At 65.3% G+C, this 24,330-nt stretch carries 22 protein-coding genes and 1 tRNA gene; 10 read left to right on the top strand and 13 right to left on the bottom strand.

Features of this window, described 5'->3' with window-relative positions; genetic code table 11:
- The first annotated feature begins 268 nt into the window (after positions 1-268).
- The 4 genes from BMZ97_RS16375 (at position 269) to BMZ97_RS16360 (ending at position 5,535) form a co-directional block, all read left to right on the top strand.
- Positions 269-3,571, top strand: coding sequence for a helicase-related protein (locus BMZ97_RS16375; protein ID WP_092172439.1), 3,303 nt, complete (start codon positions 269-271; stop codon positions 3,569-3,571).
- A 145-nt stretch (positions 3,572-3,716) separates the two neighbouring features.
- Positions 3,717-4,028, top strand: a complete 312-nt coding sequence (locus BMZ97_RS16370; protein ID WP_092171661.1) for an RNA-binding S4 domain-containing protein — start codon at positions 3,717-3,719, stop codon at positions 4,026-4,028.
- 177 nt (positions 4,029-4,205) lie between these two features.
- Positions 4,206-4,544: a ferredoxin FdxA gene (gene fdxA, locus BMZ97_RS16365; protein ID WP_092171658.1), complete on the top strand. Its 339-nt coding sequence runs from the start codon at positions 4,206-4,208 to the stop codon at positions 4,542-4,544.
- A gap of 391 nt (positions 4,545-4,935) precedes the next feature.
- Positions 4,936-5,535 carry a CarD family transcriptional regulator gene (locus BMZ97_RS16360; protein WP_092171656.1) on the top strand — a complete coding sequence of 200 codons (600 nt, stop codon included), beginning with the start codon at positions 4,936-4,938 and terminating at the stop codon, positions 5,533-5,535.
- A gap of 448 nt (positions 5,536-5,983) precedes the next feature.
- Here the strand turns inward: BMZ97_RS16360 and BMZ97_RS16355 are convergent, their stop codons facing one another.
- Together BMZ97_RS16355 and BMZ97_RS16350 are read right to left on the bottom strand one after the other, a co-directional pair.
- Positions 5,984-7,480, bottom strand: coding sequence for a M48 family metalloprotease (locus BMZ97_RS16355; RefSeq protein ID WP_092171653.1), 1,497 nt, complete (start codon positions 7,478-7,480; stop codon positions 5,984-5,986).
- Positions 7,481-7,484: 4 nt separating this feature from the next.
- A complete protein-coding gene (locus BMZ97_RS16350; RefSeq protein ID WP_092171651.1) occupies positions 7,485-8,267 on the bottom strand; it encodes a hypothetical protein in 783 nt (260 codons plus the stop codon).
- 28 nt (positions 8,268-8,295) lie between these two features.
- On the opposite strand from BMZ97_RS16350, the gene BMZ97_RS16345 reads away from it, so the two are divergent.
- Together BMZ97_RS16345 and BMZ97_RS16340 are read left to right on the top strand one after the other, a co-directional pair.
- A tRNA-Arg gene (locus BMZ97_RS16345) sits at positions 8,296-8,372 on the top strand.
- Between the two features lie 103 nt (positions 8,373-8,475).
- Positions 8,476-8,853, top strand: a complete 378-nt coding sequence (locus BMZ97_RS16340; RefSeq protein WP_139221237.1) for a hypothetical protein — start codon at positions 8,476-8,478, stop codon at positions 8,851-8,853.
- A 136-nt stretch (positions 8,854-8,989) separates the two neighbouring features.
- On the opposite strand, the gene BMZ97_RS16335 is transcribed toward BMZ97_RS16340, so the two are convergent.
- The 11 genes from BMZ97_RS16335 to BMZ97_RS16285 form a co-directional block, all read right to left on the bottom strand.
- The gene (locus BMZ97_RS16335; RefSeq protein WP_139221236.1) at positions 8,990-9,814 is read right to left on the bottom strand and encodes a MipA/OmpV family protein; all 825 of its coding nucleotides are present in this window, start codon (positions 9,812-9,814) and stop codon (positions 8,990-8,992) included.
- A gap of 79 nt (positions 9,815-9,893) precedes the next feature.
- On the bottom strand, positions 9,894-11,273 hold the full coding sequence (locus BMZ97_RS16330) for a sigma-54-dependent transcriptional regulator (protein WP_092171642.1): 1,380 nt from the start codon (positions 11,271-11,273) through the stop codon (positions 9,894-9,896).
- A complete protein-coding gene (locus BMZ97_RS16325; protein WP_175525594.1) occupies positions 11,270-13,039 on the bottom strand; it encodes a sensor histidine kinase in 1,770 nt (589 codons plus the stop codon). Before BMZ97_RS16325 ends, BMZ97_RS16330 begins: the two co-directional genes overlap by 4 nt.
- Positions 13,040-13,219: 180 nt before the next feature.
- Positions 13,220-13,645 carry a DUF2147 domain-containing protein gene (locus BMZ97_RS16320; protein ID WP_175525593.1) on the bottom strand — a complete coding sequence of 142 codons (426 nt, stop codon included), beginning with the start codon at positions 13,643-13,645 and terminating at the stop codon, positions 13,220-13,222.
- Positions 13,638-14,048, bottom strand: a complete 411-nt coding sequence (locus BMZ97_RS16315) for an EamA family transporter (protein WP_092171637.1) — start codon at positions 14,046-14,048, stop codon at positions 13,638-13,640. The genes BMZ97_RS16320 and BMZ97_RS16315 overlap by 8 nt, the downstream gene beginning before the upstream one ends.
- Entirely contained in the window at positions 14,045-15,208 is a 1,164-nt protein-coding gene (locus BMZ97_RS16310) for a GNAT family N-acetyltransferase (protein ID WP_175525592.1), read from the bottom strand. The genes BMZ97_RS16315 and BMZ97_RS16310 overlap by 4 nt, the downstream gene beginning before the upstream one ends.
- Positions 15,209-15,213: 5 nt before the next feature.
- A complete protein-coding gene (locus tag BMZ97_RS16305; protein ID WP_092171632.1) occupies positions 15,214-16,068 on the bottom strand; it encodes an alpha/beta hydrolase in 855 nt (284 codons plus the stop codon).
- A gap of 10 nt (positions 16,069-16,078) precedes the next feature.
- Positions 16,079-16,438 carry an EamA family transporter gene (locus BMZ97_RS16300; RefSeq protein WP_092171629.1) on the bottom strand — a complete coding sequence of 120 codons (360 nt, stop codon included), beginning with the start codon at positions 16,436-16,438 and terminating at the stop codon, positions 16,079-16,081.
- Complete coding sequence (locus tag BMZ97_RS16295; protein ID WP_210188270.1) at positions 16,435-17,358, bottom strand: arginase family protein; 924 nt, start codon at positions 17,356-17,358, stop codon at positions 16,435-16,437. The genes BMZ97_RS16300 and BMZ97_RS16295 overlap by 4 nt, the downstream gene beginning before the upstream one ends.
- A gap of 17 nt (positions 17,359-17,375) precedes the next feature.
- On the bottom strand, positions 17,376-18,818 hold the full coding sequence (locus BMZ97_RS16290) for an aspartate aminotransferase family protein (RefSeq protein ID WP_092171624.1): 1,443 nt from the start codon (positions 18,816-18,818) through the stop codon (positions 17,376-17,378).
- Positions 18,811-19,506 carry an MtnX-like HAD-IB family phosphatase gene (locus BMZ97_RS16285; RefSeq protein WP_092171621.1) on the bottom strand — a complete coding sequence of 232 codons (696 nt, stop codon included), beginning with the start codon at positions 19,504-19,506 and terminating at the stop codon, positions 18,811-18,813. Before BMZ97_RS16285 ends, BMZ97_RS16290 begins: the two co-directional genes overlap by 8 nt.
- Positions 19,507-19,918: 412 nt before the next feature.
- On the opposite strand from BMZ97_RS16285, the gene BMZ97_RS16280 reads away from it, so the two are divergent.
- The 4 genes from BMZ97_RS16280 to BMZ97_RS16265 all read left to right on the top strand — a co-directional run bounded on the left by BMZ97_RS16280 (position 19,919) and on the right by BMZ97_RS16265 (position 24,324).
- Positions 19,919-21,190, top strand: a complete 1,272-nt coding sequence (locus BMZ97_RS16280; protein ID WP_092172433.1) for an SAM-dependent methyltransferase — start codon at positions 19,919-19,921, stop codon at positions 21,188-21,190.
- Positions 21,191-21,413: 223 nt separating this feature from the next.
- A complete protein-coding gene (locus BMZ97_RS16275) occupies positions 21,414-22,412 on the top strand; it encodes an ABC transporter substrate-binding protein (RefSeq protein ID WP_092171619.1) in 999 nt (332 codons plus the stop codon).
- A 199-nt stretch (positions 22,413-22,611) separates the two neighbouring features.
- Positions 22,612-23,436, top strand: coding sequence for an ABC transporter ATP-binding protein (locus BMZ97_RS16270; protein WP_092171616.1), 825 nt, complete (start codon positions 22,612-22,614; stop codon positions 23,434-23,436).
- Positions 23,437-23,448: 12 nt separating this feature from the next.
- A complete protein-coding gene (locus BMZ97_RS16265; RefSeq protein ID WP_092171613.1) occupies positions 23,449-24,324 on the top strand; it encodes an ABC transporter permease in 876 nt (291 codons plus the stop codon).
- Positions 24,325-24,330: the final 6 nt, after the last annotated feature.

Below are 24,330 nucleotides of genomic sequence, written 5' to 3'. Positions count from 1 at the left end.
TAGCGAGGGCGCGATGCGGCCCGGAGCCGCATCAGGAGCGCGAGAGGACGGACGATGCCGATGGTTCGATTCCAGATAGGGTGGTCGCGTTTGCCTGAGCCGCGATATCTTGCCGGGAACGAAACCGGATTCAGGCCGAGTCAGCGATTCGGGCTTGCTTCGTTCAGGACTCGTTCTATCCCCTGATGCCACGTCGTCGCCCTGAGGCTACCCGGCGCAGCCGCGTGCCGGATGGTGGGGGCGGGCGGTCACGATCGGTCGCGTTTTGATTTCAGCTCGTCCCTTGCCTCGCTCCGTCCGTGCAAACGGCGTCACCGCGGTTCTCGGCCCCACCAACACCGGCAAGACGCATCTCGCGATCGAGCGGATGGTGGCGCATCCGACAGGCATGATCGGCTTGCCGCTCCGGCTGCTGGCGCGCGAGGTCTACAGCCGCGTGGTCGAGAAGGTCGGCGCTGAGGCTGTCGCGCTCGTCACTGGTGAGGAGAAGATCAAGCCGGAGCGGCCGCGCTTCTGGGTCTGCACGGTTGAAGCGATGCCGCGCGATCTCGCGGTCGATTTTGTCGCGATCGACGAGATCCAGCTCGCCGCCGATCTTGATCGCGGCCATGTCTTCACCGACCGGCTCCTGAACCGGCGCGGCCGGGCCGAGACCATGCTGATCGGGGCCGGCACGATGAAGCCGCTGATCGAGCAGCTCATCCCCGGCGTCAACGTCGTCACGCGTCCGCGCCTGTCGCAATTGCTGTTCGCCGGCGACCGCAAGATCACAAGGCTGCCGCCGCGCTCGGCCATCGTCGCTTTCTCGGTCGAGGAGGTCTACGCCATCGCCGAGCTGATCCGCCGGCAGAAGGGCGGCGCGGCCGTGGTGCTGGGGGCATTGTCGCCGCGGACGCGCAATGCGCAGGTCGAGATCTACCAGTCGGGCGATGTCGACTATCTCGTCGCGACCGACGCGATCGGCATGGGCCTCAATCTCGATGTCGACCATATCGCCTTCGCAGCGGACAAGAAGTTCGACGGCCATCATTTCCGCAAGCTCAACCCGGCGGAATTCGGCCAGATCGGGGGGCGGGCGGGGCGGCATCTGCGCGATGGCACCTTCGGCACCAGCGGACGTTGCCCGCCCTTCGAGGCTGATCTCGTCGATGCGATCGAGAACCATCGCTTCGAACCGGTTCGGCAGTTGCAGTGGCGCAACACCGATCTCGACCAGCGTTCGATCGAGAGTTTGCTCGACAGCCTCAATATCCAGCCTTCGGAGCAGGGGCTGACGCGGGCGCTGATCGCCGAGGACATGACGACGCTGGAAATCCTAGCGAAAGACCCGGACGTCAAGGCGCTGGCTCAGGGGCGTCCCGCGGTCGAGCGGCTCTGGGAGGTCTGCGGACTGCCCGATTACCGCAAGATCGCGCCGATGCAGCACGCGGACCTCGCGACGACGCTTTATCTGCGCCTGATGCGCCATGGCCGGCTCGATCTGGACTGGTATCACGCCCAGCTTTCGGCGCTCGATCGCACAGATGGCGAGATCGATACGCTGTCGGCCCGCATCGCGCAGGTGCGAACCTGGACCTTCGTCGCCAACCGTCCCGACTGGTTGCCTGATCCTGAGCATTGGCAGGGGGTGGCGCGTCTTGTAGAGGACAAGCTGTCGGACGCTTTGCACGAGAGGCTTGCCAGCCGTTTTGTGGATCGGCGCACGAGTGTGCTGATGCGTCGTTTGCGGGAGAATACCATGTTGGAGGCTGAGGTCACCACGGCGGGCGATGTGCTCGTCGAGGGCCAGCACGTCGGAATGCTGCAGGGGTTTCGCTTCACGGCGGACCCGAAGGCCGGCGGGCCGGAGGCGAAAGCCCTGAATATGGCTGCGATGAAGGCGCTCGCCAGCGAGATCGAAGCGCGTGCCGCGCGTGTCGTTCTGGCCGGCGACGATGCTTTCGTGTTGTCGCATGACGGTTTGCTGCGTTGGGTCGGCGAGCCGGTGGCGCGCCTGGTCGCGGGCGAGAAGGCGATCGAGCCGCGCCTGCGCCTGTTGGTCGAGGAACATCTGACGGGGCCGGCGCGCGAGCAGGTCGAGACGCGCCTGACGCTCTGGCTGAAGAATCACGTCACCCGCCTGCTCGGCGCGCTGCTGTTGCTGGAGGACGCGACGACGCTGACCGGCATCGCGCGCGGCATCGCTTATCAAGTCGCCGAATCGCTCGGCGTGCTCGAGCGCACCAAGGTCGGCGAGGAGATGAAGGCGCTCGACCAGGAGGGCCGTGCCGCCTTGCGCCAGCTGGGCATCCGTTTCGGCGCATTCCATCTTTATGTGCCGGCGCTGCTGAAGCCGGCACCGCGGGCGCTCGCGGCCCAGCTCTGGGCCCTGAAGCACGGTTCGCCGGAGATGAGCGGGCTCGACGACATTGCTCACTTGGCGGCCTCGGGCCGGACCTCGTTTGCGGTCGACAAGGCGGTTCCCAAAGGGCTCTATCGCGCCGCCGGCTATCGCGTCTGCGGCGAGCGCGCCGTGCGCGTCGATATCCTGGAGCGCCTGGCCGATCTGATCCGGCCGGCGATCGCCTATCGCCCGGGCCTCACCCAAGGCACGCCGCCGACTGGCGCCGCCGACCAGGACGGTTTCGTCGCCACCGGCGCGATGACCTCGCTCGTCGGCTGTGCGGGCGAGGATTTCGCTTCGATCCTGCGCTCGCTCGGCTATGTCTCGGTCAAGCGTCCGGGCCCGGCCATCACCGTGCCGTTGGCCGCGCCGCCAGTGCCGAAGCCGGAGCCGGTCAAGGTCGATGAGGCTGTTGTCGCCACTGAGACTGCCGAGCAACCGGCGGAGGGCGTGGTCTCCGACGAGCCCGCTTCTGTCGCTGAGGATGTGGCGTCCGTATCCGAAGTGACGGAGGCCGTTACGTCCCTTCCAGCGGAAACCAAAGTGGCGCCGGCTCCCGAGCCGGAACCCGTGGCCGTTCCCGCTGATCTGATGTCGGCCTTGCCGGCTGCCGCCGAGGAGCCGGCCGCGCAAGCGCCAGCGGACGCTGCTGCCGAGGCCACCGAGCTGGCTGCGACCGCAACGCCTGCGCCAGCAGCCGAGCCGGAATTGATCGAGGTCTGGCGGCCGCATCGCCACCAGGGCGGACGCAGGCCCGAACCGGCTGGCCGTGGCGCTCCGCGCGACGGCGCCCCCGGCGAACGTCAACCCGGTGGCCGTCGTGGCGACAGGCCCAACCGCGGCGGGCGGCCCGATGACAGGCGGCGGGAGGGAGGGCAGGATCGCCCGGCGGCGGCCGTCGCTGCGGAGGCTGCACCCGTTGCGCCGCGCCCGGAGCGGGGACCTCGGCGCGACGATGCGCCGCGCCAGGGGCAGCCGCCACGCGCCGGGCGTCCCGAGCAGGGTCGCGGCCCACGGCCCGAGTTCAAGCGCGATCAGCGGCCGGGCGGGCCGCGCCGCGAGGATCGCGGTGGCGAGCGCTTCCAGCAGCCGCAGCGCCCGAGGCCGGCCGAGCGCGAGCCGGATCCGGATTCGCCCTTCGCCAAGCTTGCAGCGCTCAAGGCCCAGCTCGAGGGGCGCAAGACCTGAGCGGGCGATTCCAGAGCATTTTCGAGCGAAGTGGACACCGGTTCGCGTGAAGACAATGCGATAAAACAAGGAGGCAGAGTATTTCCGCGAGTCCGAGACACGCGGAAATGCTCTGAGATCACCACGCTGAACGGAAAGGCGGCCCTTGCGGCAGGATCGGCAACGCCTCGACAAATGGCTCTGGTTCGCGCGTTTCGCCAGGACGCGCCCGGTCGCGGTGCGCCTGGTCGAGGATGGGCATGTCAGGGTCGAGGGGCGCAGGATCGAGAACGCTGCGCATGGGCTCAAGCTTGGCGACGTGCTGACCCTGGCGCTGCCGCATGCCACGCTTGTCGTGCGGGTGCTGGAGCTGGGCACGCGGCGCGGTCCTTACGAGGAGGCGCGGCTGCTTTACGAGCCGTTGAACGGCGCGGCGCGCGACGATCCGTCGCTTGCCGAGGGGAAGTCGGGCGGTTAAGCTGGATATTCATTTGTGTACATATGAATGTCGCCGGGCGGGCCTTGGGAATTTCCATCTCCGCACGGCGCTCCAGGAAGAAGTTCCTGCTGTCAAATGGGCTGAAAACGGCCTTGAAACCCGCGCCCTTCGGCGCTTTATGAGGCGGCCGCGCGCGGACGAAGAAGGACGGACGACATGACCTATGTGGTCACCGAGAACTGCATCAAGTGCAAGTACATGGATTGCGTCGAGGTCTGTCCGGTCGACTGCTTCTATGAGGGCGAGAACATGCTCGTCATTCATCCCGACGAATGCATCGATTGCGGCGTCTGCGAGCCGGAATGCCCGGCCGAGGCGATCAAGCCCGACACCGAACCGGGGCTCGAGAGCTGGCTGCAGCTCAACTCGAAATATGCCTCGTCCTGGCCCAACATCACCCAGAAGAAGGACGCGCCTGCGGATGCGAAAGCCTTCGACGGGGTGGCCGGCAAGCTTGATGAACATTTCTCGCCCAATCCCGGCGAGGGCGACTGAATCTGCCGTTAGGTGAACAGGGGCAAGTGCCGACTTGCTTGGCTGCATTGCGAGCCGAGCCGAGGCTAAAACGCGTTTACCTTTGATTCGGCGTGTTTTTTGTGCTATGCATATCAGCACAGTCGAATTCGTTCCGCATGCCCCTGCGAGGTTTTCACGAACGGGGCGCCCCCTTCGCTACGAACGATCCCAGCTCCCGGTGCGTTGCCGGAGCGAAGTCGTCCGTTGTCTTTGGGTGCGTATGAAACGGTCGGCTGAGGGACGCGTGAGGCATTTGGACCGATCCTGATGATCGGTCCGTTCGCATCAGGCAGAGCGCCTCCGGTCATCCCGTCCGGAGGCGGACAACGTCAAGCCCGCGTCAAGCGGTCCGGTCAGGAGTCGTAACGGCATGTCCATGGTGAAGAAAGCTGTTGTGCGCCTAGGTTTCAAGACGGGCGAGTTCGTCGTCTACCCGTCTCATGGCGTCGGCCAGATCACGGCGATCGAGGAGCAGGAAGTCGCGGGTTTCAAGCTCGAGCTCTTCGTCGTCAGCTTCGCCAAGGATAAGATGACCCTGCGCGTTCCGACGGCCAAGGCCGCCAGCGTCGGCCTGCGCAAGCTCGCCGATGCGGAGAGCGTCACCAAGGCCCTGACCACGCTGACCGGCCGCGCGCGCATCAAGCGCACCATGTGGTCGCGCCGGGCGCAGGAATACGAGGCCAAGATCAATTCGGGCGATCTCGTCGCGATCGCCGAGGTCGTGCGCGATCTCTATCGCTCCGAGGCGCAGCCCGAGCAGTCCTACTCCGAGCGCCAGCTCTATGAGGCGGCCGTCGATCGCATGACCCGCGAGATCGCCGTCGTCGACGACGTCACCGAGACCGAGGCCCTGAAGAAGATCGAGGCCCAGCTCGCCAAATCGCCGCGCCGCGCCGCCAAGGGCGAGGCGGCCGAGGCTGAAGCCGAGATCGAAGGCGACAATGACGACATCCAGGAAGAAGCCGCCTGAGGCTCCTTCCCCTGTGAGTTACGAGAAACCCGGCGGGCAACCGCCGGGTTTTTCGTTTCGGCGGGTTTTTCGTTTCGGATTGTGTCGGCACGGGTGCGGCCGCGCGGCCCCCGGCTCTCATCTAAGAGATCGTTAGGAAACTCCAGCCCTCATCCTGAGGAGCCTGGCCTCAAATGAAGCCAATGATATCAATGGCTCCGTCTCGATCACGTTCGCGCCGTCATCCTGGGCGAAGCGAAGCTTCGTCCCGGGATCCATCGTAGAGTTCCGGAGCCCTCCGATGGATCCCGGAGCTGCGCCGCTGACGCGGCTTGTCCAGGATGACGGCGCGGGTGATAGCGAGCGATCGGAAGCCCTTGATATCGCTTAGTTCATTTCAGGTCAGGCTCTGAAGAGCCGCGTAAGCCCTCTCAGAATGAGGGCTCGGGCGGTTTCTAAAGCGCCTGCTCTATTCCGCGACGATCTTGTAGCGCTGCCCGGGCGTCAGCGGGCCGCTGCGATCCAGCCCGTTCAGGACCAGGAAGAGCTCCTGCGCGCGGTCCAGGCTGGGCATGCGCGCGGCCATGGTGGCAGCGGTGTCGCCGGCCGAGGCGGTGACGATGTGGATCTGCATCGGCCTGGCTGCCTGCGCTTCCGCCGCTGTCAGGGCGCGGAAGCTTTCGATTACGGCACGCATCGGCCGCTCCGGGTCGTTTGCGCCCTTCGCTGCCAGGATGAAGCGATAGACCCGCCCGCCGGCCTGGATCGCGGCGAGCCTGAACGTCCAGTCGGTGCCCCTGCCGGTGGTGATGACGGCGGGCTGGCCGGCGACGTCGAGGGTCTCGACCGCGCCGGTCTCGACGCCGTCGATCCAGCCCGAGGTGACATAGGCTTCCAGCGTCTGGCCCGATTTCAGGCTGACGGAATCGAAGCGCAGCGCCTGGTTGCCGTTGGTGCTGACGCCGATCACCATGTCGCGTGCCGACTCCAGGCTGAAGCCGTCCGGGGCGGTGAAGGCGATGCGCAACGCGCTGTTGAGATAGCGCTTGCCGCGCACAACGCCGTCGCGCGGGTCGTCGCCATAGGCGATGCCGTCGATCGCGGCGAGCCAGCGGGCGGCGTCGCGCTCGCCAATGCCCGGCGCGCCGATCTGGCGGGCGCCGGCGGTCACGGCGGCCACGCGCTCGGGCGTCTGGGGATGGCTGGAGAGAATGTCGAGCCGCTTGTCCTCGGCGCTCTGGCCCTGGCCGGCATTGCGGAAGGCGGTGTTGCGGCCGAGTGCCGCGAGGAAGCGGCCGGCGCCATAGGGGTCGTAGCCGGCGCGCGAGATGTTGCGCACGCTGATCTGGTCGGCGGTCAGCTCCTGCTGGCGCGAGAAGCGCGCCAGCGAGAGCTTCGAGCCCGCCTGTACCGCCGCGCCCGCGGCGGGATCCTTCAGCACCTGCGAGACGACCTGGCTGACCAGGGCGGATTCAAGCTCCTTCTCGGCGCGCTCGACCGCGTGCTGCGCCGTGACATGGGCGATCTCATGGGCGAGCACCGAGGCTATCTCGGCGGTGTCGTTGGCGAGCGCCAGCAGACCGCGCGTCACATAGAGCCGGCCATTGGGTAGGGCAAACGCGTTCACCACCGGCGAATTCAGGATGGTGATCTCATAGGCGCCGATCTGGCCCTCGCTCGCCTTGGCCAGCCGCTGGACCACCTCGTCGAGCGCGGCGCGGGCGTTGGGGGAGCGATACTCGCCGCCGAAGGCCGTCAGCAGCCGCTGATGCTCGCTGTCCGAGGCGCGCTGGATCGCGTTGACGCGCGGCGCCAGCTCGCCGCCGGTGGTCTGCTGCGGCAGCAATGCGCTCTGGTCGTTGGTGCAAGCCACGAGAAAGGCCGCCACGAGCAGCGCTGCCGGCAAGGCCAGCGCGATGAGCCGCTTGGGAAGAGCGCGGTATGCGTGTCGCCAGAACGCCAGCATGCTGTCAGTCGATCAGCTCCAGGGCGGCGGCCGAAGACGCCTCGAGCAGGGTGCCATCTTGTCCCGATAGCACACCGCGTGCCCGCACGCGTTTACCGGTCAGACCGCTCGCGGTCCAGCCGGAAGCCTGGAGTTCGCGCCATTGCGTGCGCGACAGCATGATCGCGCCGGCCTCGGCGCGTCGCCTTGAAAAATTCAGATAGGTGCGTTGCGCCCGCTCGCCCACGGAAGCCACCCGTCCCTCTACCGCCACGAAGCGCCCCGCTTGCGCCTTCAAGGCGGCAATATCGTGACCATCGATGGCATCTCCGACCAAATCGGGCTTCGCTGGCGCCGGGCCGCGCGCTGAAGAGGGGCGCGCAGTCGGTGTCGCGCCGCAATCGGGAAAGGCCGCTTCCGGCAAGCGTTGCCCGGCGCCATTGCGCAACAGCGCGGCGGCAAGGTTCGTCGGTTCCGAACCTGGGGCCTCGGCGGGCGCAAACAGTCGCGCCGGCAAGCGGCCCCAGCGGTCGCTCCCGGCCAGGACGACGAGCTTCAGCTCGCGCTCGCGCCACTGGCCGATTTCGCCGGCGAAGCGCGCCGCTTCCACGGCGTTCTGGCGCGGCGCGATGCCGACGAGCCGCAAACTGCGGCCATCCGCCAGGATGGGGTCGCCGGCCGCATCGACGCCGGCCAGGCGCACGCTCGGCGCATCCGCCGGCAGCTGCGTGCAGGGCCCGGCAGCGCCGGCCGCGCTGAAAGGCGCCGCCACAACGACAAAAACGACGAGAAGAGGCTTCACCGGCATGGCGATTATGCTACACGGTTTCGCGTGCGTCCCGGTAGCTCAGCAGGATAGAGCAACGGTTTCCTAAACCGTAGGTCAGGGGTTCGAATCCCTTCCGGGACGCCATTTTCCCCAGCTTCGACCATGTCCAGCCTGTCCTGGCGAGTATGACCCTTGACGACTCAGGCCTTGCTGCGGCATCCCCCGCCGCTCGAATGCGGAGGCGGTTATGCGGGTGTGGGTTGTTGCGGGCATGCTGGCTTTGGCCGGCGCGGCAAGCGCTCAGGACGGGGCACGCGTCGTTACTCTCGCGAAGATTAGGGACCATCGAGCCGCCGGAGAGTTCATCCGGGTCGAGAATGTCACGATCGTGCGGTTCTCGACATCCAAGGGCGGCGTGGCGAGCGACGCCACGGGCAGCGTTCGCTTCGATGACATCGGCATGCCGCCGCGGACGATCAGCCATCTCGAACGCTATTGCAGCGGTGCCCATCCGGGCCAGGATCGTGGCGAATGCCGCGGTGCGCTTGAGTTCACGATCAATCCGCGCGACGGCTATCGCGGCAGTTTCACGATCAGCGACGCCGATTTCATCCCGGAGAATTGAGCCGCTGCATCGGGCTTTGCATCGGTCACGTCGCCTTCGGACGTTCTGCCCGAAGGTGAGAAACGTTATCGATTCTACGAGTTTAGAGCATTACTCCAGCGAAAAACCAGTACCCAGTTTTTCGCGCAATGCTCTATCAGCCGCCGACCTTGAACGAGTAGGTCGCCCCCACGCCGAACGTCACCTGGTCGCGCTGGCCCAGCACGCGCACGATCGGAGAGGTGTCGGCGGAATCGAGAAGCCGCTCATATTTGACGAAGGTTCTCGTGCTCCAGACCGGGGACCAGTCATAGTCGAGCGCGGCGCCGACGCCGGCTGATTTGAGGCCGCCATTGGGGCGGTACGCCGTCAGCCAGCCATTCGCCGCCGCTTCTCCTGCGCTGACGCCGAAATTCTTGCGCATGAAGGCCTTGTCGCCCAGCGAAAGCCGCGGTCCGCCCGAAAGCGTGAAGGCGCCGAACTTCTCGACCCAATCGGCCGAGAGATCGGCGACGATGCCGTGATGGCCGTGGAAGCCCTGGCGGATCTCGATGCGGGTGCGCAGGCGGTCCTGGATCGGCCAGAACTCGGCGAAAGCGCCGGCCTCGATCGTCCAGGGCACGTCCCTCAGGCCGGTGAGCTTGACGTCCGCGCCGCTGTAGCGGCCGGCGCGGAAGCTGGCGACAGGGCCGAAGCTGAAGGTCTTGGTCTCGAAAAGCGCGTAGTCGAGCCCGTCATCGGGGCTGCTGAAACTGGCGGCCTCGCCGGCGCGGCGCCAGCTGATCGAGGGCATGCCGGAAAAGCCCGCCTTGCTCGCCCCGTCATATTTCGGGCCGATCTGGCCGGTGCCGCCGAGCGAGATGATCCAGCCGGAAGCGGGTTCGGGATTGAGGACCGGGGTTGCGGGATCCGCCGCCTGCGCGCTGCTGATCGCGGCGCAGAGGCCAGCCAGTAGGGCCATCGGCAATGTTGAACGAGCCAAGCGGAAAACTCCCGTAACACTTCGCGAAGCACATGACACATCGGCGCCCTCAGGCCAATGCCCTCCCTCGCATGGGGGCTCATTCGGCGACGCGGCGATTGACCTTGATGTCGAGCTTCTTGATGCGATGCCAGAGGCTGCGTTCGGCGATCCCCAGCAGTTGCGCCGCCAGGACCTGCTTGCCGTCGGTGCGGCGCAAGGCCTCGATGATGAAGCGCCGTTCGATGTGCTCGAGCTCGGCGTCGAGATCATGGGGCAGATCGTCGAGCTCGCGCTGGCGTGTCGGCACGTCGAACAGGTCGCGCGGCAGATCGGGCGCATCGATCGTCGGCGATTTGGCGACGATGACGGCCCGCTCGACACAGTTCTGCAGCTCGCGGATGTTGCCGGGCCAGGAATAGGCGCTCATTGCCGAGAGCGCGCCGGGCGTGAAGCCGATGACACGCTTGCCGACGCTCTCGGCCAGCTGGCGCAGGAAATGCGCGGCCAGGATCGCGATGTCCTCGCGCCGCTCGCGCAGGGCCGGCAGCTGGATCGGGAAGACATTGAGGCGGTAATAGAGATCCTCGCGGAACTGGTTCGTCGCCACCGCCTGCCGCAGATCCTTATGGGTCGCAGTAATGATGCGGACATCGACGGTCTGGCTCTGATTGCCGCCGACGGGCTCGAAGCTGCGCTCCTGGATGACGCGCAGCAGCTTGGCCTGGATCGCGATCGGCATATCGCCGATCTCGTCGAGAAACAGCGTGCCGCCATCGGCGGCGGCAAAACGCCCGACCCGGTTGGCGAGCGCGCCGGTGAAGGCGCCCTTGACGTGGCCGAACAGCTCGCTTTCCAGCAAAGCCTCGGGGATCGCCGCGCAATTGACCGCGATGAAAGGGCGCTTGCGCCTGGGGCTATTGAAGTGGATGGCGCGCGCCACGACTTCCTTGCCGGTCCCGCTCTCGCCATTGAGCATCACCGTCGCGCGCGTCTCGCACACTTCGGTGACCTGCTCGATCACCCTGCGAAAGGGCGGGCTATTTCCGATCAGGTTCTCGAAACTGTAGCGGCCCTCGAGCTCGGTGCGCAGGCGCTCATTGTCGCGCACGACCTCGCTGAGACGCAGCGCCCGGCCGATCGTCGCCGCGACGTCGTCGATCTCGAAGGGCTTTGCGATGTAGTCGAAAGCGCCTTCCTTGACGAGCTCGACAGCGTCGCGGACGGCGGCGAAAGCCGTGATCATCACCACCGGGATGTCGGGCCAGCGCCGGCGTACCTCGCGCATCAGGGTCCGGCCATCCATGCCCGGCAGGCGCAGATCGGTGAGAACGAGGTCGATCCGCTCCCGGTCCAGGATCGCGAGCGCGTCCGTGGCGCTTTCGGCGGCGATGGCGCGATAGCCGAAATCCTCCAGCGCGGCGGTCAACACGTCGGCGAGGCGGGTCTCGTCATCGACGACCAGGATCGTATGCGTCATGAGGGCACCCTCGCATCGGCCTTCCCCGCATCGGTCTTGGGCGGGCTGCCGGGCAGGGCATTGGGCGGGGCGACGGGCAAGGCGATGGTGAAGGAGGCTCCTTGCCCTTCCTTGCTCGTACAATGCGCGGTGCCGCCATGGGCGGCGGCGACGGACTGCACCTTGGCGAGGCCCAGGCCCGTGCCCTTGGCCTTGGTGGTGAAGAACGGGTTGAAGATCTGGCCGATGATGGCGGGGGGAATGCCTGGTCCGCTATCGGAAATCGTCAGCGAGGCCTGGGTGTCGTCGACGGCGAGGCTTGCGGTGATCGTGCCGCCCGAGGACATCGCATCCATGGCGTTGAGCATAAGATTGAGGCAGGCTTGGTGGAGTTGGTCGGGGTCGCCCGAAATCAGCACGCCATTGCTCTCGTCCCGGATGTCGAGGGCGATATGGCGCTTGGCCAGCTCCGGCGCGGCGAAGGATGCGACCCGGTCGATCACGGAGCGCAGCAGGAACACCGATTTGCTCGGTTCCTTGGGCTGGGCGAAGTCGAGGAAATCGCGCACCAGCGTCTCGATGCGGCGGACCTCGTCGATGATGTAGCCGAGCATGCGATCCTCGGAGGGGCCGAGCTTGGCGCGGTTGCGCACCACCTCGGTCGAGGTCTTGATGATGCCGAGCGGGTTGCGCACCTCATGCGCGATCACCATCGCTGCTTGTCCCAGCGCCGAGAAGCGGTCGCGCTGGCGCAGTTCGGCCTCCAGGGCCTGAACCTTGCCGAGCTGTTCGGCCATGATGTTGAAGCCGGTCGCCAACTCCGCGATTTCGCGGCCACCCTGGGCTGGCACACGCTGCTTGTAGTCGCCTGCCGTGATCGCCCTGACGCCGCGCGTCAAGGCTCGCAGTGGCTTGACCAGGATGCCCGACATCGCGACGCCGACGATGATGGCGAGCGCGGAGCCGAACAGGAAGATGCCGACGAAAAGCCGCCAGCGGCCGATCTGCTCGAAGAACCCGGCCCGGCTCGTCAGCCCGATGAAGGCGACCGCGACGAGCTTGCCGTCGATACCGCGAAAGCCGGTATAGACCGCCCGATAGGCCCCTTCATCGGCCTGGTTGTCGAAGATCGTCTTGGCGCCGGCTTCGAGCTTGTCGTGGATCGCCTGGGGAATCGGTTTGGCCGCGGCGGCTGAATGGGTCAGCAGGATCGGTTCGAAGCCATTGCCGGTGTCGGCGAAGAGCCTGACATCGAGCGATGTCACGACCTTGATGCCGCCGAGATACTGGTCGTCGAGCCAGGTGCCGACGAGGACGTTTGCGGGCTTGCCGAGCAGCTTCACCGTCTGGACGGCGCCGGCCATGATATAGTGGCGGCCCTCGGTCTCGATCTTGAAGATGCCCTGTACCGTCTGCGTTGGCAGCGCGTCCGCGGAGATGGTGCGCGAGCTATAGAGCATTTCGTGTTCGTCGCTGTAGATCGCGATCAGATCGTAGCCAACCGAACTCAGGACGGCGAGATCCTTTTCGATGATCGCAGGATGCTGCAGCTCGTCTTCCGTCGTGCTTTCGATGCGCTGTGCGACCACGCTCGCGACGCGCTGCGCCTCGAGCGTCGCTTCGCGCACCTCCAGCTTGAAGTAGCGGGAGGTTTCACCCAGCCATTGCTCGACATTGCTCTCGAACGCGTTCGAGATCAGCCGTGCGGCGACATAGGCCGAAGCCAGCATCGCCGGCACGCTGACCAGCAGAAAGCCGATCACGAGCCGCAGTCTCAATGTCGTCATGCGGCCCCGCATCATGAGACGATCATCCCGCGCTAGAGCAGTTTCCGATCCGATCGGATCGTCCAACTGCTCTAGCTATTTGTTTTAACGCGTTTTCTTCACGCGAACCGGTACCCACTTCGCTCGAAAACGCTCTAGCTGCGCTGGCTGCGTGCTGGAAAAGCGGCAAGGCGCGCCGCCTCATGGACGCCTCGTCCAGATGTCGTCGTCGCAAATGAGCCCGCCCATCACGCACCCCTTGATCGAAAGCGTCGTCTTCGATTTCAGCTCCAGCGTGGTCTTGTAGCTGCGACCGTCCTCGGGGTTATAGCCGTCTCCGCTGAATGTGGCAGCAGCGGGATCGGGCTTGAAGCCGCTGAGCACGCGCAGGCCGAGAAGCGAGCGCTCCCGGTTTGCGGGGTCGGGGTTGGCGGCATCGACGCGCGGTTGCTTGAGCCAGACGATCGTGCCGCACAGGGCCGCGCCGCAGCGGGCGATCTCGATCTCGGACTCGCCGTCGGAATCGCGCCAGCGGCCGAGGATGTCGGTCAGCGAGTCCGCCATGGCTATTGGCGCGAAGAGCAAGGTGGCGACGACGCTCCAGGCGAGGGAGTGAGCTCTACGCATGGTCCTCATCCGTTTCTCCCGATCCCAGTAGAAGAACGCCCGCGATGATCGTGGCGATTCCGCCAGCCTGCACCAGGTTGATGCGCTCGCCGAGCACCGCCCAGGCGAGCAGCGGCACGGTGACATAGGCCAGGCCGGTCATCGGGAAGGCCCGGCTCAGTGGCGTGGTCCGCAGGATGATCATCCAGACGACGAAGGTGCCGCCATAGCCGAGCGCCGCCAGCCAGACGCCTGGCAGGGTCAGGGCCCGGGAGATCATCGCCAGTCCGAAATCGAGATCGGCGAGCCCGTCCGCCCCCCATTTGAAGGCGAGCTGCGTGCCCGTGTCGAGCGCGATGAACAGCGTCCAGATCACGATTGCGCGCCAGGGCACACCGGTCGATGGCATTTCGGTCGCGCTCATGGTGACACCTGCGCGTGCTGTTGGAGGCGATGGGCTTTCAGATCAGGATCGAGCCTGTCGAAGGCGATATAGGGGCTGATCGATCGCAGGACCCAGTTGAGCACGCCTTGCCGGTGCCGGAAGAAGATCACCGACGGCACGAGCCGGCTGCCGAAGCGCAGTTTCGAGGCATAGGCGGTCTGCCCGCTCTGCAGCCGGCTGATGCCATGAGCGAGGCAGTATCGGACATTCGTCATCCAGCTCAGCGCGTAGAGATTGTGCTCGCGCGCCAGCGGGTAGCGCATGCCGAGAAACTTATCGATGACGCGCTCGCGCTCGATCAGCAGCAGGTTGAAGGCTGCAAGCGTCGTTCCGACCCAGTAGAGGACGAACAGCGCCCGTTCGCCCAGCGCTGCGGTGATCCCGGAAAAGTAGCCCGGCGGCAGCTTTTCGAGATCGCCATAGTCGAGGCCGCTTTCGGCGCGGGTGGATTCGTAGAGCGCGACGATCTCGGCTTCGATGTCGGCGATCGAGTGGCGCATCTCGATCCTGACATTCCCGGCCTTGGCGAGCTTGCGGCGGATATCCTTGCGCGTCGCGGCCGAGAGCGTGGCGAGATAATCGGCCTCGCTGGCGAAGGGCAGATCGAGGACCGCGACCGGCAGGCTGCCGAGGCGAATGAAGCCATCACCCTTCAGGATGTCCTGGAAGGCTTCTGCATCGTCCGGGGCGAGATCCTTCCAGGCGATGATGTGGACGCCCTCATCGCGGCCATGGGCGTCGATCGCCTCCCGCAAGGCAAGCCGGGCCTGTTGCCGCGCCTGCGCGTCGAGCTCGGGCGACAGACCGATATGGCAACGCTCCGCATAGGGCGACCCGATGCACAGGACCCGCAGTGCAACAAGCCGCGGCGCATGCCGGAACAGATAATCGCCGAGCGCGCGCAAAGGCCCCTGCAATGGCGTGTCCAGCCGGTAGTCGATCAGGAAGAAGGGTGCGACCGCGATCGTCTCGCCATCGCGCTCGACAGAGGCCGCGGAGGTGACGAGTTCCGCGCCGCTCGCCAGCGCGGCGTTTTCGCAGGCGGTGTAATAGGCATGGTTTTCCGCCTCGCCTGGGAAACAGGCGTCCCAGGCGTCCGCACGAATCTCGGCGACGCGGCTGGCGATATGCGTGCGCAACGTATTCATTCGGCGGCGACGGCGCAGGCGCTGGCGCCTTCCCTGGCGGCGAAGGCAGCCGCGAGGCGCTGTGCAAGGCCCAGGCTCCGCTCGACGACGACGTCGTTCTGTCGGTCGATCGTGACGAGATGGTAGCAGTCGTCGAGCACCACCGTGTCGACGATTCCGCCGAGATGGCGCTGGATATGGACAGCGTTGGACAGGCTTGCGACGTCATCTTCGCGTGCATGCACGATGAGAGCCGGCTGCTTGATCGTGCCCATGCTGCGGCGGGTTTCCTTGATCAGCCCCCACATCTGCTTGACCGCGCCCGACGGCGTTCCGAGCAGGCCGGCGACGGCGCTGTCGCCGCGCCCCATCGCATGCACGATCATGGCGCGGATGCGTGGATCCTTGATGCCGTAGGGCTCGCGCTCGACGAAGCGGAAGCGGCGGCCCATCGGCGTGTCGATCAGCAGCTTGAGCAGGAAGCTGTACCAGGGGATAGACCAACCATCATACCACAGCGTCGGCGCATAGAGCGCCAGGCCATCGATATCCTGCGGGCGCTTGGCGGCGATGTACATCGCCATCACCGCGCCCATCGACAGGCCGCCGATGATGATCGTGTCGCATTGTGTCTTCATGCGGTCGAGCGCGGTCTCGACGCTGGCGACCCAGTCCTGCCAGTTCGTCGCGAGCAGATCGGCCTCGCTGCCGCAATGGCCGGCGAGCTGCGGACAATGCACGGTATGGCCGCCGGTCCTGTGCAGGGCCCGGGCGACGAGGCGCAATTCCACCGGTGTCCCGCCCAGGCCATGGATGAGCAGGAAACCTGTGCGGTTGCCGGTGAAGCGGAGGCTGTGATCAGCGAGGGGCACGGTCGCTCCGTCAGGCTGTGCGGGCGACGACGACGACGCCCAGGGTGATCAGGATCGCGCCGAGCCATTGCAGACGGCTGACGGATTCCTTGAGGAAGACATGGCTGGCGAGCGTCACGCCCAGGAAATTCAGGCTGGCGATCGGGAAAGCGATGGAGAGCGGAACTTCCGCGAGGATGCGCAGCCAGACGAAGATCTCGACGATGTAGATCAGGACGCCGCCCGCGACCCAGGCCGAGCAGAGCAGCGCCATGGCGAGTTCGCGACCCTGGACCTCGGGCAGGTTGTCGGCGCCGCGCTTGAGGCAAAGCTGCCCCGCGACGTCGCAGATCACGGAGAAGGCGAACCAGAGGATCAGGGACAGGCTCATGACAGCACTCGCTCGAAACAATCCAGCAGGGCGGCATTGACCTGCGCATTGACCGCGAGATCATCCACTGAAGGCTGGAAGCGTGGCGGATGGTCGAAATAGGCCAATGTCGCCCGCAAGGGGTCGGAGAAGACGGCTGCCGAATAGTCGCCGCAGACGTCGATCCCGAGCACCTCGCACTGCGCGGCCAGCCGCTCGACAGCCAGGAGCAGCCGGGCGAGCGGCATGTCGCCCTGATCCCAGTTGGTCACGGCGTCGCTGCGGCCGAGCACATCCTTGTCGATGGTGATCCAGATGGCCTTCGTCGGCAGCCCGTCGATCATCTCGTCGAGAAAGCCGTCCCAGCGCTCATCGGCGAGATTGCGCCAATGCAGGTGGCCGCGATCCTGGCGATGGGACGGCCCGTCGCGATAGCGGCCCCAGATGCGGGACGGCGCGTGGCGCCAAGGGTAGAGCTCGATGCGCCCCTGCGACAGGGCCGGCAGGTTGGCGAACTGCAATTCGGGACGGACGAGGTCGCCGCTGCAAGGGCCCAGCGTCACCACGCGCCTGACATGGGGCAGCTCCAGCGCCCGGTTGACCCAGGCGCCGCAATTGAAGGTCGGCGGAAAGCGCACCCAGTCGGGGTGGTTGTCGAAATGGATCACGCTGACATCGCGCCTGACATCGGCAAGCAGGCCTGCCGTCAGGTGGTGGAAATCGCCGGAGCCGTAAAAGGTCACGGAAGGATCGTCGCCGGGCGCCGCGCTGTCGCGCAGGCGCCCGGTGAATTTGTCCATCGCGGCGCGGGTGGCGAGAATCCGCAGCGAGGAGGCAAGATCGGCGGCATCGATGCGGGTGGCGGCTCCCGCATCGATGCGCCGGCGCAGCGGCTCCTGAGCCGCCACGCTGCCGTCGAGATCGATCACGCGCAATCGCAAGGCCGCCTCCAGGGATGTCAGGCGTTTGCGACGCGGGTGAAGAGCTGGTCGAGCAGCTTGATCGCCAGATCGATCTCGGCGTGGCTCATGGTGAGGGCGGGAGCCAGCGTAATGACGTTCTTGTGGTAGCCGCCGATGTCGAGAACGAGGCCGTAGCGTTTCCCATCCGTCTCGAGATCCGCCTTCATGCCCTCGTCGCACATCAGGTCGACCAGCCGCTTCGACGGCGTGTAGCTGTCATGGGGCTCGCAGATCTCGATGCGCAGCGCCATGCCGAGGCCGTCGACGTCGCCGACGATCTTGTGGTTGCGCTTGAGCTCTTCCAGGCCCCGGAGGAAATAGGCGCCCTTCTCCATCACCATGGTCTCGTAATCGTCCTCGGCCATCATCTTCATGGCCTCAAGCGCGACCGCGGTGCCCAGCGGATTGGCGTTGAAGGTCGAATGCGTCGAGCCCGGCGGGAAGATCGTCGGGTTGATCAGCTTTTCCTTGGCCCAGATGCCCGAGAGCGGGTTGAGCCCGTTGGTCACGGCCTTGCCGAAGACGATCACGTCCGGTGTCACGCCGAAATGCTCGATCGACCACAATTTTCCGGTACGGTAGAAGCCCATCTGGATCTCGTCGACGACCATCAGGATGCCGTGGTCGTCGAGCACCTTCTTCAGCCCGATGAAGAAGTTCTTCGGCGGGATGACGTAACCGCCGGTACCCTGCAGCGGCTCGACATAGAAGGCTGCGTATTCGGCCTGACCGGTCTTGGGATCCCAGACGCCGTTATATTCGCTCTCGAAGAGACGGGCGAACTGCTGCACGCAGTGCTCGCCATACTCCTCCTTGCTCATGCCCTTGGGTCCCCGGAAATGGTAGGGGAACGGGATGAAATGCGCGCGCTCGCCGAAATGGCCGAAGCGGCGGCGATAGCGGTAGGACGAGGTGATCGCCGAGGCGCCGAGCGTGCGGCCATGATAGCCGCCCTCGAAGGCGAACATCAGGCTCTTGCCGTTGCTGGCATTGCGCACGAGCTTGAGGGAATCCTCGACAGCCTGGGCACCGCCGACATTGAAGTGGACACGGCCCTTCTCGCCGAATTTGGCTTCCGCATCCTGCGCGATCAGCGCGGCGAGCTCGATCTTCTCGCGATGCAGATACTGGCTGGCGACCTGCGGCAGCGTGTCGATCTGGCGCTTCAGCGCATTGTTCAGGCGGGGATTGGCGTAGCCGAAATTGACGGCCGAGTACCACATCTGCAGGTCGAGGAAGCGGTTGCCCTCATCGTCGAACATGAAGGAGCCTTCGCAGCCCGAAAAGATCTTGGGGAACTGCGTATAGTGGACCGTGTCGCCATGGGAGCAATACTGCGCCTCGAGCGCGAGCAGGCGAGCCTGTTCCTCCTTGTGCGAGAGAGGCGCGGGCGCCGCCTGGGGAGCGGGCGTATCGAGCAAAGCGTAGCCGTCAGCCATTGATCGTATCCTTCGTCAATTCGCGCGCCTGGCCGCTCCTGGCGGTGGTGCACAGCAGATCCTCCAGCAGGCCGACGGCCTGGGAGAAGTCGGTGAAGGGGTGGTGGGGAAGCCCCTGGTCGCGGCAATGAGTGATCAGACCCTTCTTCGCGAAAACGAGATCGGCCTGGCCCGCGACGCAGTGGTCGGACTTGCCGTCGCCGACGAGCAGGGTCAGCGGCCGGTGGAGGCTATCAGTGACGGCGCATTTGCAAGTGCCGCTGTCGCAGCCGCCGGTCGTGGAAGCGTAAGGCGAGGTCAGCTGCCAGCGGCCTTCGCCGGCATAGTCGAGATGGTTGGCGACGATCGGCAGGAAGCCGAGGCCGGCGCGGTTCAGCACGGCCCTGATCGTCCGGTCAAGCCCGTCCGAGACGACGGTGACGGGGATGTCATGGCGCATGCAGAGCCGAACGAAGGCGGGGAAATCCCAGTCGATCGCGATATCCGCGATGAAGCTGTCGAGCATCCCCGGCGAGACCCGCAGCATCTCGACCTGCCGTTTCATGCACTCGCGGGACCCGATCTTGCCGTCGATCCAGTCCTGTTCGACCTCCTGCCAGGCCGGCGCGGCGAAGCGCTCGAGGATCTGATCCGTGGTATCCCGACACGAGATCGTGCCGTCGAAATCGACGATGGCCTGCCATTCCATTGCTGACGCCCGATCCAAATTGTTGACGGCGGCGTTAGCGCAAGGGGTGTGCCAGCAATCAGTATGTTGATTTAATTACATATTTTCCGATTTTCTGAATGGTTTGATCTCCCTGTCTTGGAGCCGCCATCAAAAAATGGAGCTTCTTCCCGCCCGTTCATAGGTCCCGAAGGCTTCGGATCAGCGGGCGCGGCAGCAAAGCCTTTTCCGCGGCTTCAAGCCGGAAAGCGCTATATCGGCCCTCAAAATGCAGGATATGGCGGAAATTTCCGATGCCGGCGCGGCAAGAGCCTGCCGGCGGTCGGCTTGCTGGCTTGTCTGGGATCGTCTGGCACGTTTCCTGCGGCAGGACGGGCTCACGCGCCACGTTTCACCTGTGCGAGAGCTGCTCCACGGGCTCAAGGGATCGCCGATGCTCCGAATTCTCCAGGCGGTCCTGTCGCGGCTCGTCATCCACGGCACGCTGCATGTCGTCCTGCCCGATGGCCGCGGGTTCAGCTGTGGCGACGGTTCCGGCGCGCCGGTGCAGATCCGCTTTGCCGACAGAATGGCCTTGTGGGCCTTCCTGCTTGATCCCGAGATGAAGCTCGGCGAGCTGTTCATGGAGCGGCGGCTCCTGGTCGAGCAGGGCTCGATCCATGGTTTTCTGGTCCTGATCCTGTCGGGAGCGCGCGGACAGCCTGCCAGCCTGCTGGAACGGGCGCTCGATCATGGCCGCTTCCTGCTGCGGCACCTCACCACGCGCAATACGCGAGATCGTTCGCGCGAGAACGTCGCGCATCACTATGATCTCGACGACCGGCTTTACGCACTCTTCCTCGACGCGGATTGGCAATATTCCTGCGCCTATTTCGAGAACCCGGAGCAGAGCCTCGACGACGCCCAGCTGGCGAAGAAGCGGCACATTGCGGCCAAGCTCCTGGTCGAGCCGGAGCATCGCGTCCTCGACATCGGCTGCGGCTGGGGCGGCATGTGCCTGTACCTGACGGAAACCGCGCGTGCCCGCGAGGCTTTGGGCGTGACGCTGTCGCATGAGCAGCTCGCGGTCGCCAATCAGCGGGCGCAGCGTTCCGGGGCCGGCGAACGGGCGCGCTTCGCATTGCAGGATTATCGCGATGTCGCCGGCGTCTTCGAGCGCATCGTCTCGGTGGGCATGTTCGAGCACATCGGCCCGCGCTTCTACCTGGCCTTCTTCGAGACCTGCCGGCGCCTGCTGAGCGAGGACGGCGTGATGCTGCTCCACACGATCGGCTGCTCGGACGGGCCCAATCATCCCAATCCCTGGCTGAACCGCTACATCTTCCCCGGCGGCTATCTGCCGGCCCTGTCGGAAATCCTGCCCGCCGCCGAGAAGGCGGGGCTCATCGTCACCGATGTCGAGGTGCTGCGATTGCACTATGCCAAGACATTGCAGGCCTGGCGCGAGCGCTTCATGGCGCGTCGCGAGGAGGCGCTCGCGCTCTATGACGAACGCTTCTGCCTGATGTGGGAATTCTATCTGGCGATGAGCCAGGCCGCCTTCGAACATCAGGACGTCGTCGTCTTCCAACTCCAGATCGTGCGCCATCAAGAGGCTGTTCCCTTGACGCGCGATTATATCGACGAGCGCAAGGCGGCCCTGCGGACGGCCGAGGTGGCGGCGGATATGATGAAAAAGCCGTCGAACCTGGCTCCCGCGGCCTGATTTCGCTCCGTCTCTCATCCAAGAGTTAGAGCAGGATCAATGCGAAAAACCGGTCCCCACTTTTTCGCATCCTGCTCTAGGGGAAACCGACCAGCCGCCGAACATTGAAAGTCTGGTGAAAGCTTGGCGGGTTAACGGTCGGTCAGTCGCGCTTCAGGCAATCCTCTCGACGACAAAGAGGAATTGGGGCGCGCGAGGAAAAACGAACCAAGGAGCCTGGCCCATGCGCGCCCGTATTCTCACGACATCTCTCGCTTTCGCAGCCCTGCTCGCCGGAGCCAGCGCCGTGCTCGCGGCCGACAAGGTCACCATCATGGTGGGCGGCTATGAGAAGCAGATCTATCTGCCCGCCAAGCTCGCCGAGAGCCTGGGCTACTTCAAGGATGAAGGGCTCGAGGTCGAATTGCTGAACGAGGCAGCCGGCGTCGATGCGGAAAACGAGATGCTCGCCGGCGCCGTCCAGGGCGTCGTCGGCTTCTACGATCATTGCGTCGACCTGCAGGCCAAGGGCAAGTTCGTGATGTCGGTTGTCCAGTTCAGCCGGGCACCGGGCGAGGTCGAGCTGGTTTCGAGCAAATACCCGGACGTGAAGTCGATGGCCGATCTCAAAGGCAAGAATCTCGGCGTCACCGGGCTCGGCTCCTCCACCAACTTCCTGACGCAGTATCTGATGATGAAGTCGGGCGTGAAGCTCGGTGATTTCACCTCGTTGCCCGTCGGGGCAGGCACGACCTTCATCGCCGCCATGCAGCAAGACAAGATCCAGGCGGGCATGACGACGGAGCCGACGATCTCGCGCCTGCTGGCGACGGGGGAGGCTCGCGTGCTGGTCGATATGCGCACAGTCGAGAAGACCACCGAAGCGCTTGGCGGCACCTATCCGGCGGCCTCGCTCTACATGCAGACGGCCTGGATCGAAAAGAACAAGCCCCTCGTCCAGAAGCTTGCCAATGCCTTCGTCAAGACGCTGAAATATATCGACACGCATAGCGCCGCCGACATCGCCGACAAAATGCCGAAGGACTATTACGCCGGCAACAAGGACGCTTACGTCAAGGCGCTCGCCGATGGGAAGGCGATGTTCACCTCCGACGGCGTGATGCCCGCCGGCGGGCCCGAGACGGTCCTCGCCGTGCTCTCTGGCTTCTCGAAGAACATCAAGGGCAAGCAGATCGACCTGTCCAAGACCTACACGACAGAGTTCGTGAAGAACGCCAAATAGCGGCTATTCGCATGCTAGATCACGTTGCATTCGGACGGTTCCGTCCAAATGCAACGTGATCGGTTCTAAAAGTTGAGAGCGTTGCTCCTGCGAAAAACCGGTACCCACTTTTTCGCGCAATGCTCCAGGGGCGGCGCGCCGCCCCTAACTCTCCTGTCTCGAAACCAAAGAACGCCGCGAAGCCGGCGAAGGAGGACGCATGTCCGCGACGGACCCGAATGAGAGCCCGGCGATCGAGCTGATCAATGTCAGCCGGCGCTTCATCACCCCCGACGGCAAGTCGATGACGGCGATCCGCGATTTCAACATGAGTGTGGCGCGCGGCGAGTTCGTCGCCGTTGTCGGCCCCACCGGCTGCGGCAAGTCGACGACGCTGAACCTCGTCACGGGCCTGGCCAGCCCGTCGAGCGGCGAGGTCCGCCTGTTCGGCGGGCCGGTCAACGGTATCGACCCGCGCATTGGCTTTGCCTTCCAGACCGATGCACTCTTTCCCTGGCGCAGCGTCATCGACAATGTCGTCGCCGGCCCGCTGTTCCGCGGCAAGCCGCGCGAGGAGGCCTATGCCAAGGCGCGCGAATGGCTGGCGCGCGTCCATCTGACCGGCCATGAGAGCAAATATCCGCACCAGCTCTCCGGTGGCATGCGCAAGCGTGTCTCGCTGGCGCAGACCTTCATCAACGAGCCGCAGATCCTGCTGATGGACGAGCCTTTCTCCGCGCTCGATGTGCAGACGCGCGTGGTGATGCATGATGTGCTGCTCGACCTCTGGTCGGAAGCCAAGGCCTCGGTCGTCTTCGTCACGCATGATCTCGAGGAGGCGATCGCGCTCGCCGACAAGGTCTATGTGCTGACCTCGGGGCCGGCCACGGTGAAATCGGTCTATCCCGTTCACCTGCCGCGCCCGCGCGTCGTCAGCGAGATCCGCTATCAGGAGGATTTCATCGCCCTGTCCAAGACGATCTGGGACGACCTCCGCGACGAGGTCACGCGTGGCGCCGCGCGCGACGAAGCCCGCGCAGCCTGAGGAGATAAGGACATGACCGACACAGCCATCGCCTCAGGCGCCATCTTCCGCGCCGGCACCTCGGATGCCGAGATCGAAGCCGCGGCCGCCAAGGCCTCCCGCCACCGCAAGCACATGGTGCTGTTCTGGCGCTGGGCCATTCTTGCCGCCATCCTCGGCGGCTGGGAGATCGCCTCCCGCACCGCGATCATCGACGAGTTCTTCTTCTCGAGCCCCAGCGCGATCTATGAGCGCCTGGTCGAATGGATCACGGAGGGCACCTCGGAAGGCCCGCTCTGGTTCCATCTCTGGGTGACGATGGAGGAATCGCTGATCGGCTTTGCGACCGGCTCGATCGCCGGCATCGTGGTCGGCATCGCGCTTGGCCGCAATCGCATGCTCGCCGACATCTTCTCGATCTACATCAAGGTGATCAATTCGATCCCGCGCGTGGTGCTGGCGCCGATCTTCATCATGATCTTCGGGCTCGGCCTCGCTTCCAAGGTCGCGCTCTCCTTCGTGATGGTGTTCTTCGTCGTCTTCGCCAACGCCTTCCAGGGCGTGCGCGAGGCCGACCGGAACCTGATGGCCAATGCCCAGATCCTGGGCGCCAAGGGCTGGCAATTGACGCGCTCGGTGGTGATCCCCTCGGCGATGAGCTGGATCTTCGCCTCGCTCCATGTCAGCTTCGGCTTCGCCATCGTCGGTGCCATCGTCGGCGAGTTCGTCGGGGCGCGCTACGGCGTCGGCCTCCTGATCAACATCGCCAAGGGCTCCTTCGACGCGGCCGGCATGTATGCGGCGATCGTCATCATCATGGTCGTGGCGCTTGCTGCCGAATATCTGATGACCTGGGTCGAGAACAGCCTCGCGGCCTGGCGTCCGGCGCCGCTGCAAGACAACCAGTAAAACAGG

The organism is Allobosea sp. OK403 (genome assembly GCF_900113835.1).
In the GTDB taxonomy this organism is placed as follows: domain Bacteria; phylum Pseudomonadota; class Alphaproteobacteria; order Rhizobiales; family Beijerinckiaceae; genus Allobosea.
This window is presented reverse-complemented; position numbering and strand designations above follow the sequence as displayed.

What these genes read in the sequence shown, in the direction of transcription:
- BMZ97_RS16285 (WP_092171621.1), bottom strand. Translation starts at nt 19,506, where the DNA reads ATGGAATGGCAGGCCATCGTCGATTTCGACGGCACGATCTCGTGTCGG.
- BMZ97_RS16280 (WP_092172433.1), top strand. Translation starts at nt 19,919, where the DNA reads ATGCTCCGAATTCTCCAGGCGGTCCTGTCGCGGCTCGTCATCCACGGC.
- BMZ97_RS16300 (WP_092171629.1), bottom strand. Translation starts at nt 16,438, where the DNA reads ATGAGCCTGTCCCTGATCCTCTGGTTCGCCTTCTCCGTGATCTGCGAC.
- BMZ97_RS16360 (WP_092171656.1), top strand. Translation starts at nt 4,936, where the DNA reads ATGTCCATGGTGAAGAAAGCTGTTGTGCGCCTAGGTTTCAAGACGGGC.
- BMZ97_RS16355 (WP_092171653.1), bottom strand. Translation starts at nt 7,480, where the DNA reads ATGCTGGCGTTCTGGCGACACGCATACCGCGCTCTTCCCAAGCGGCTC.
- fdxA (WP_092171658.1), top strand. Translation starts at nt 4,206, where the DNA reads ATGACCTATGTGGTCACCGAGAACTGCATCAAGTGCAAGTACATGGAT.
- BMZ97_RS16325 (WP_175525594.1), bottom strand. Translation starts at nt 13,039, where the DNA reads ATGACGACATTGAGACTGCGGCTCGTGATCGGCTTTCTGCTGGTCAGC.
- BMZ97_RS16275 (WP_092171619.1), top strand. Translation starts at nt 21,414, where the DNA reads ATGCGCGCCCGTATTCTCACGACATCTCTCGCTTTCGCAGCCCTGCTC.
- BMZ97_RS16320 (WP_175525593.1), bottom strand. Translation starts at nt 13,645, where the DNA reads ATGCGTAGAGCTCACTCCCTCGCCTGGAGCGTCGTCGCCACCTTGCTC.
- BMZ97_RS16290 (WP_092171624.1), bottom strand. Translation starts at nt 18,818, where the DNA reads ATGGCTGACGGCTACGCTTTGCTCGATACGCCCGCTCCCCAGGCGGCG.
- BMZ97_RS16330 (WP_092171642.1), bottom strand. Translation starts at nt 11,273, where the DNA reads ATGACGCATACGATCCTGGTCGTCGATGACGAGACCCGCCTCGCCGAC.
- BMZ97_RS16340 (WP_139221237.1), top strand. Translation starts at nt 8,476, where the DNA reads ATGCGGGTGTGGGTTGTTGCGGGCATGCTGGCTTTGGCCGGCGCGGCA.
- BMZ97_RS16265 (WP_092171613.1), top strand. Translation starts at nt 23,449, where the DNA reads ATGACCGACACAGCCATCGCCTCAGGCGCCATCTTCCGCGCCGGCACC.
- BMZ97_RS16350 (WP_092171651.1), bottom strand. Translation starts at nt 8,267, where the DNA reads ATGCCGGTGAAGCCTCTTCTCGTCGTTTTTGTCGTTGTGGCGGCGCCT.
- BMZ97_RS16315 (WP_092171637.1), bottom strand. Translation starts at nt 14,048, where the DNA reads ATGAGCGCGACCGAAATGCCATCGACCGGTGTGCCCTGGCGCGCAATC.
- BMZ97_RS16270 (WP_092171616.1), top strand. Translation starts at nt 22,612, where the DNA reads ATGTCCGCGACGGACCCGAATGAGAGCCCGGCGATCGAGCTGATCAAT.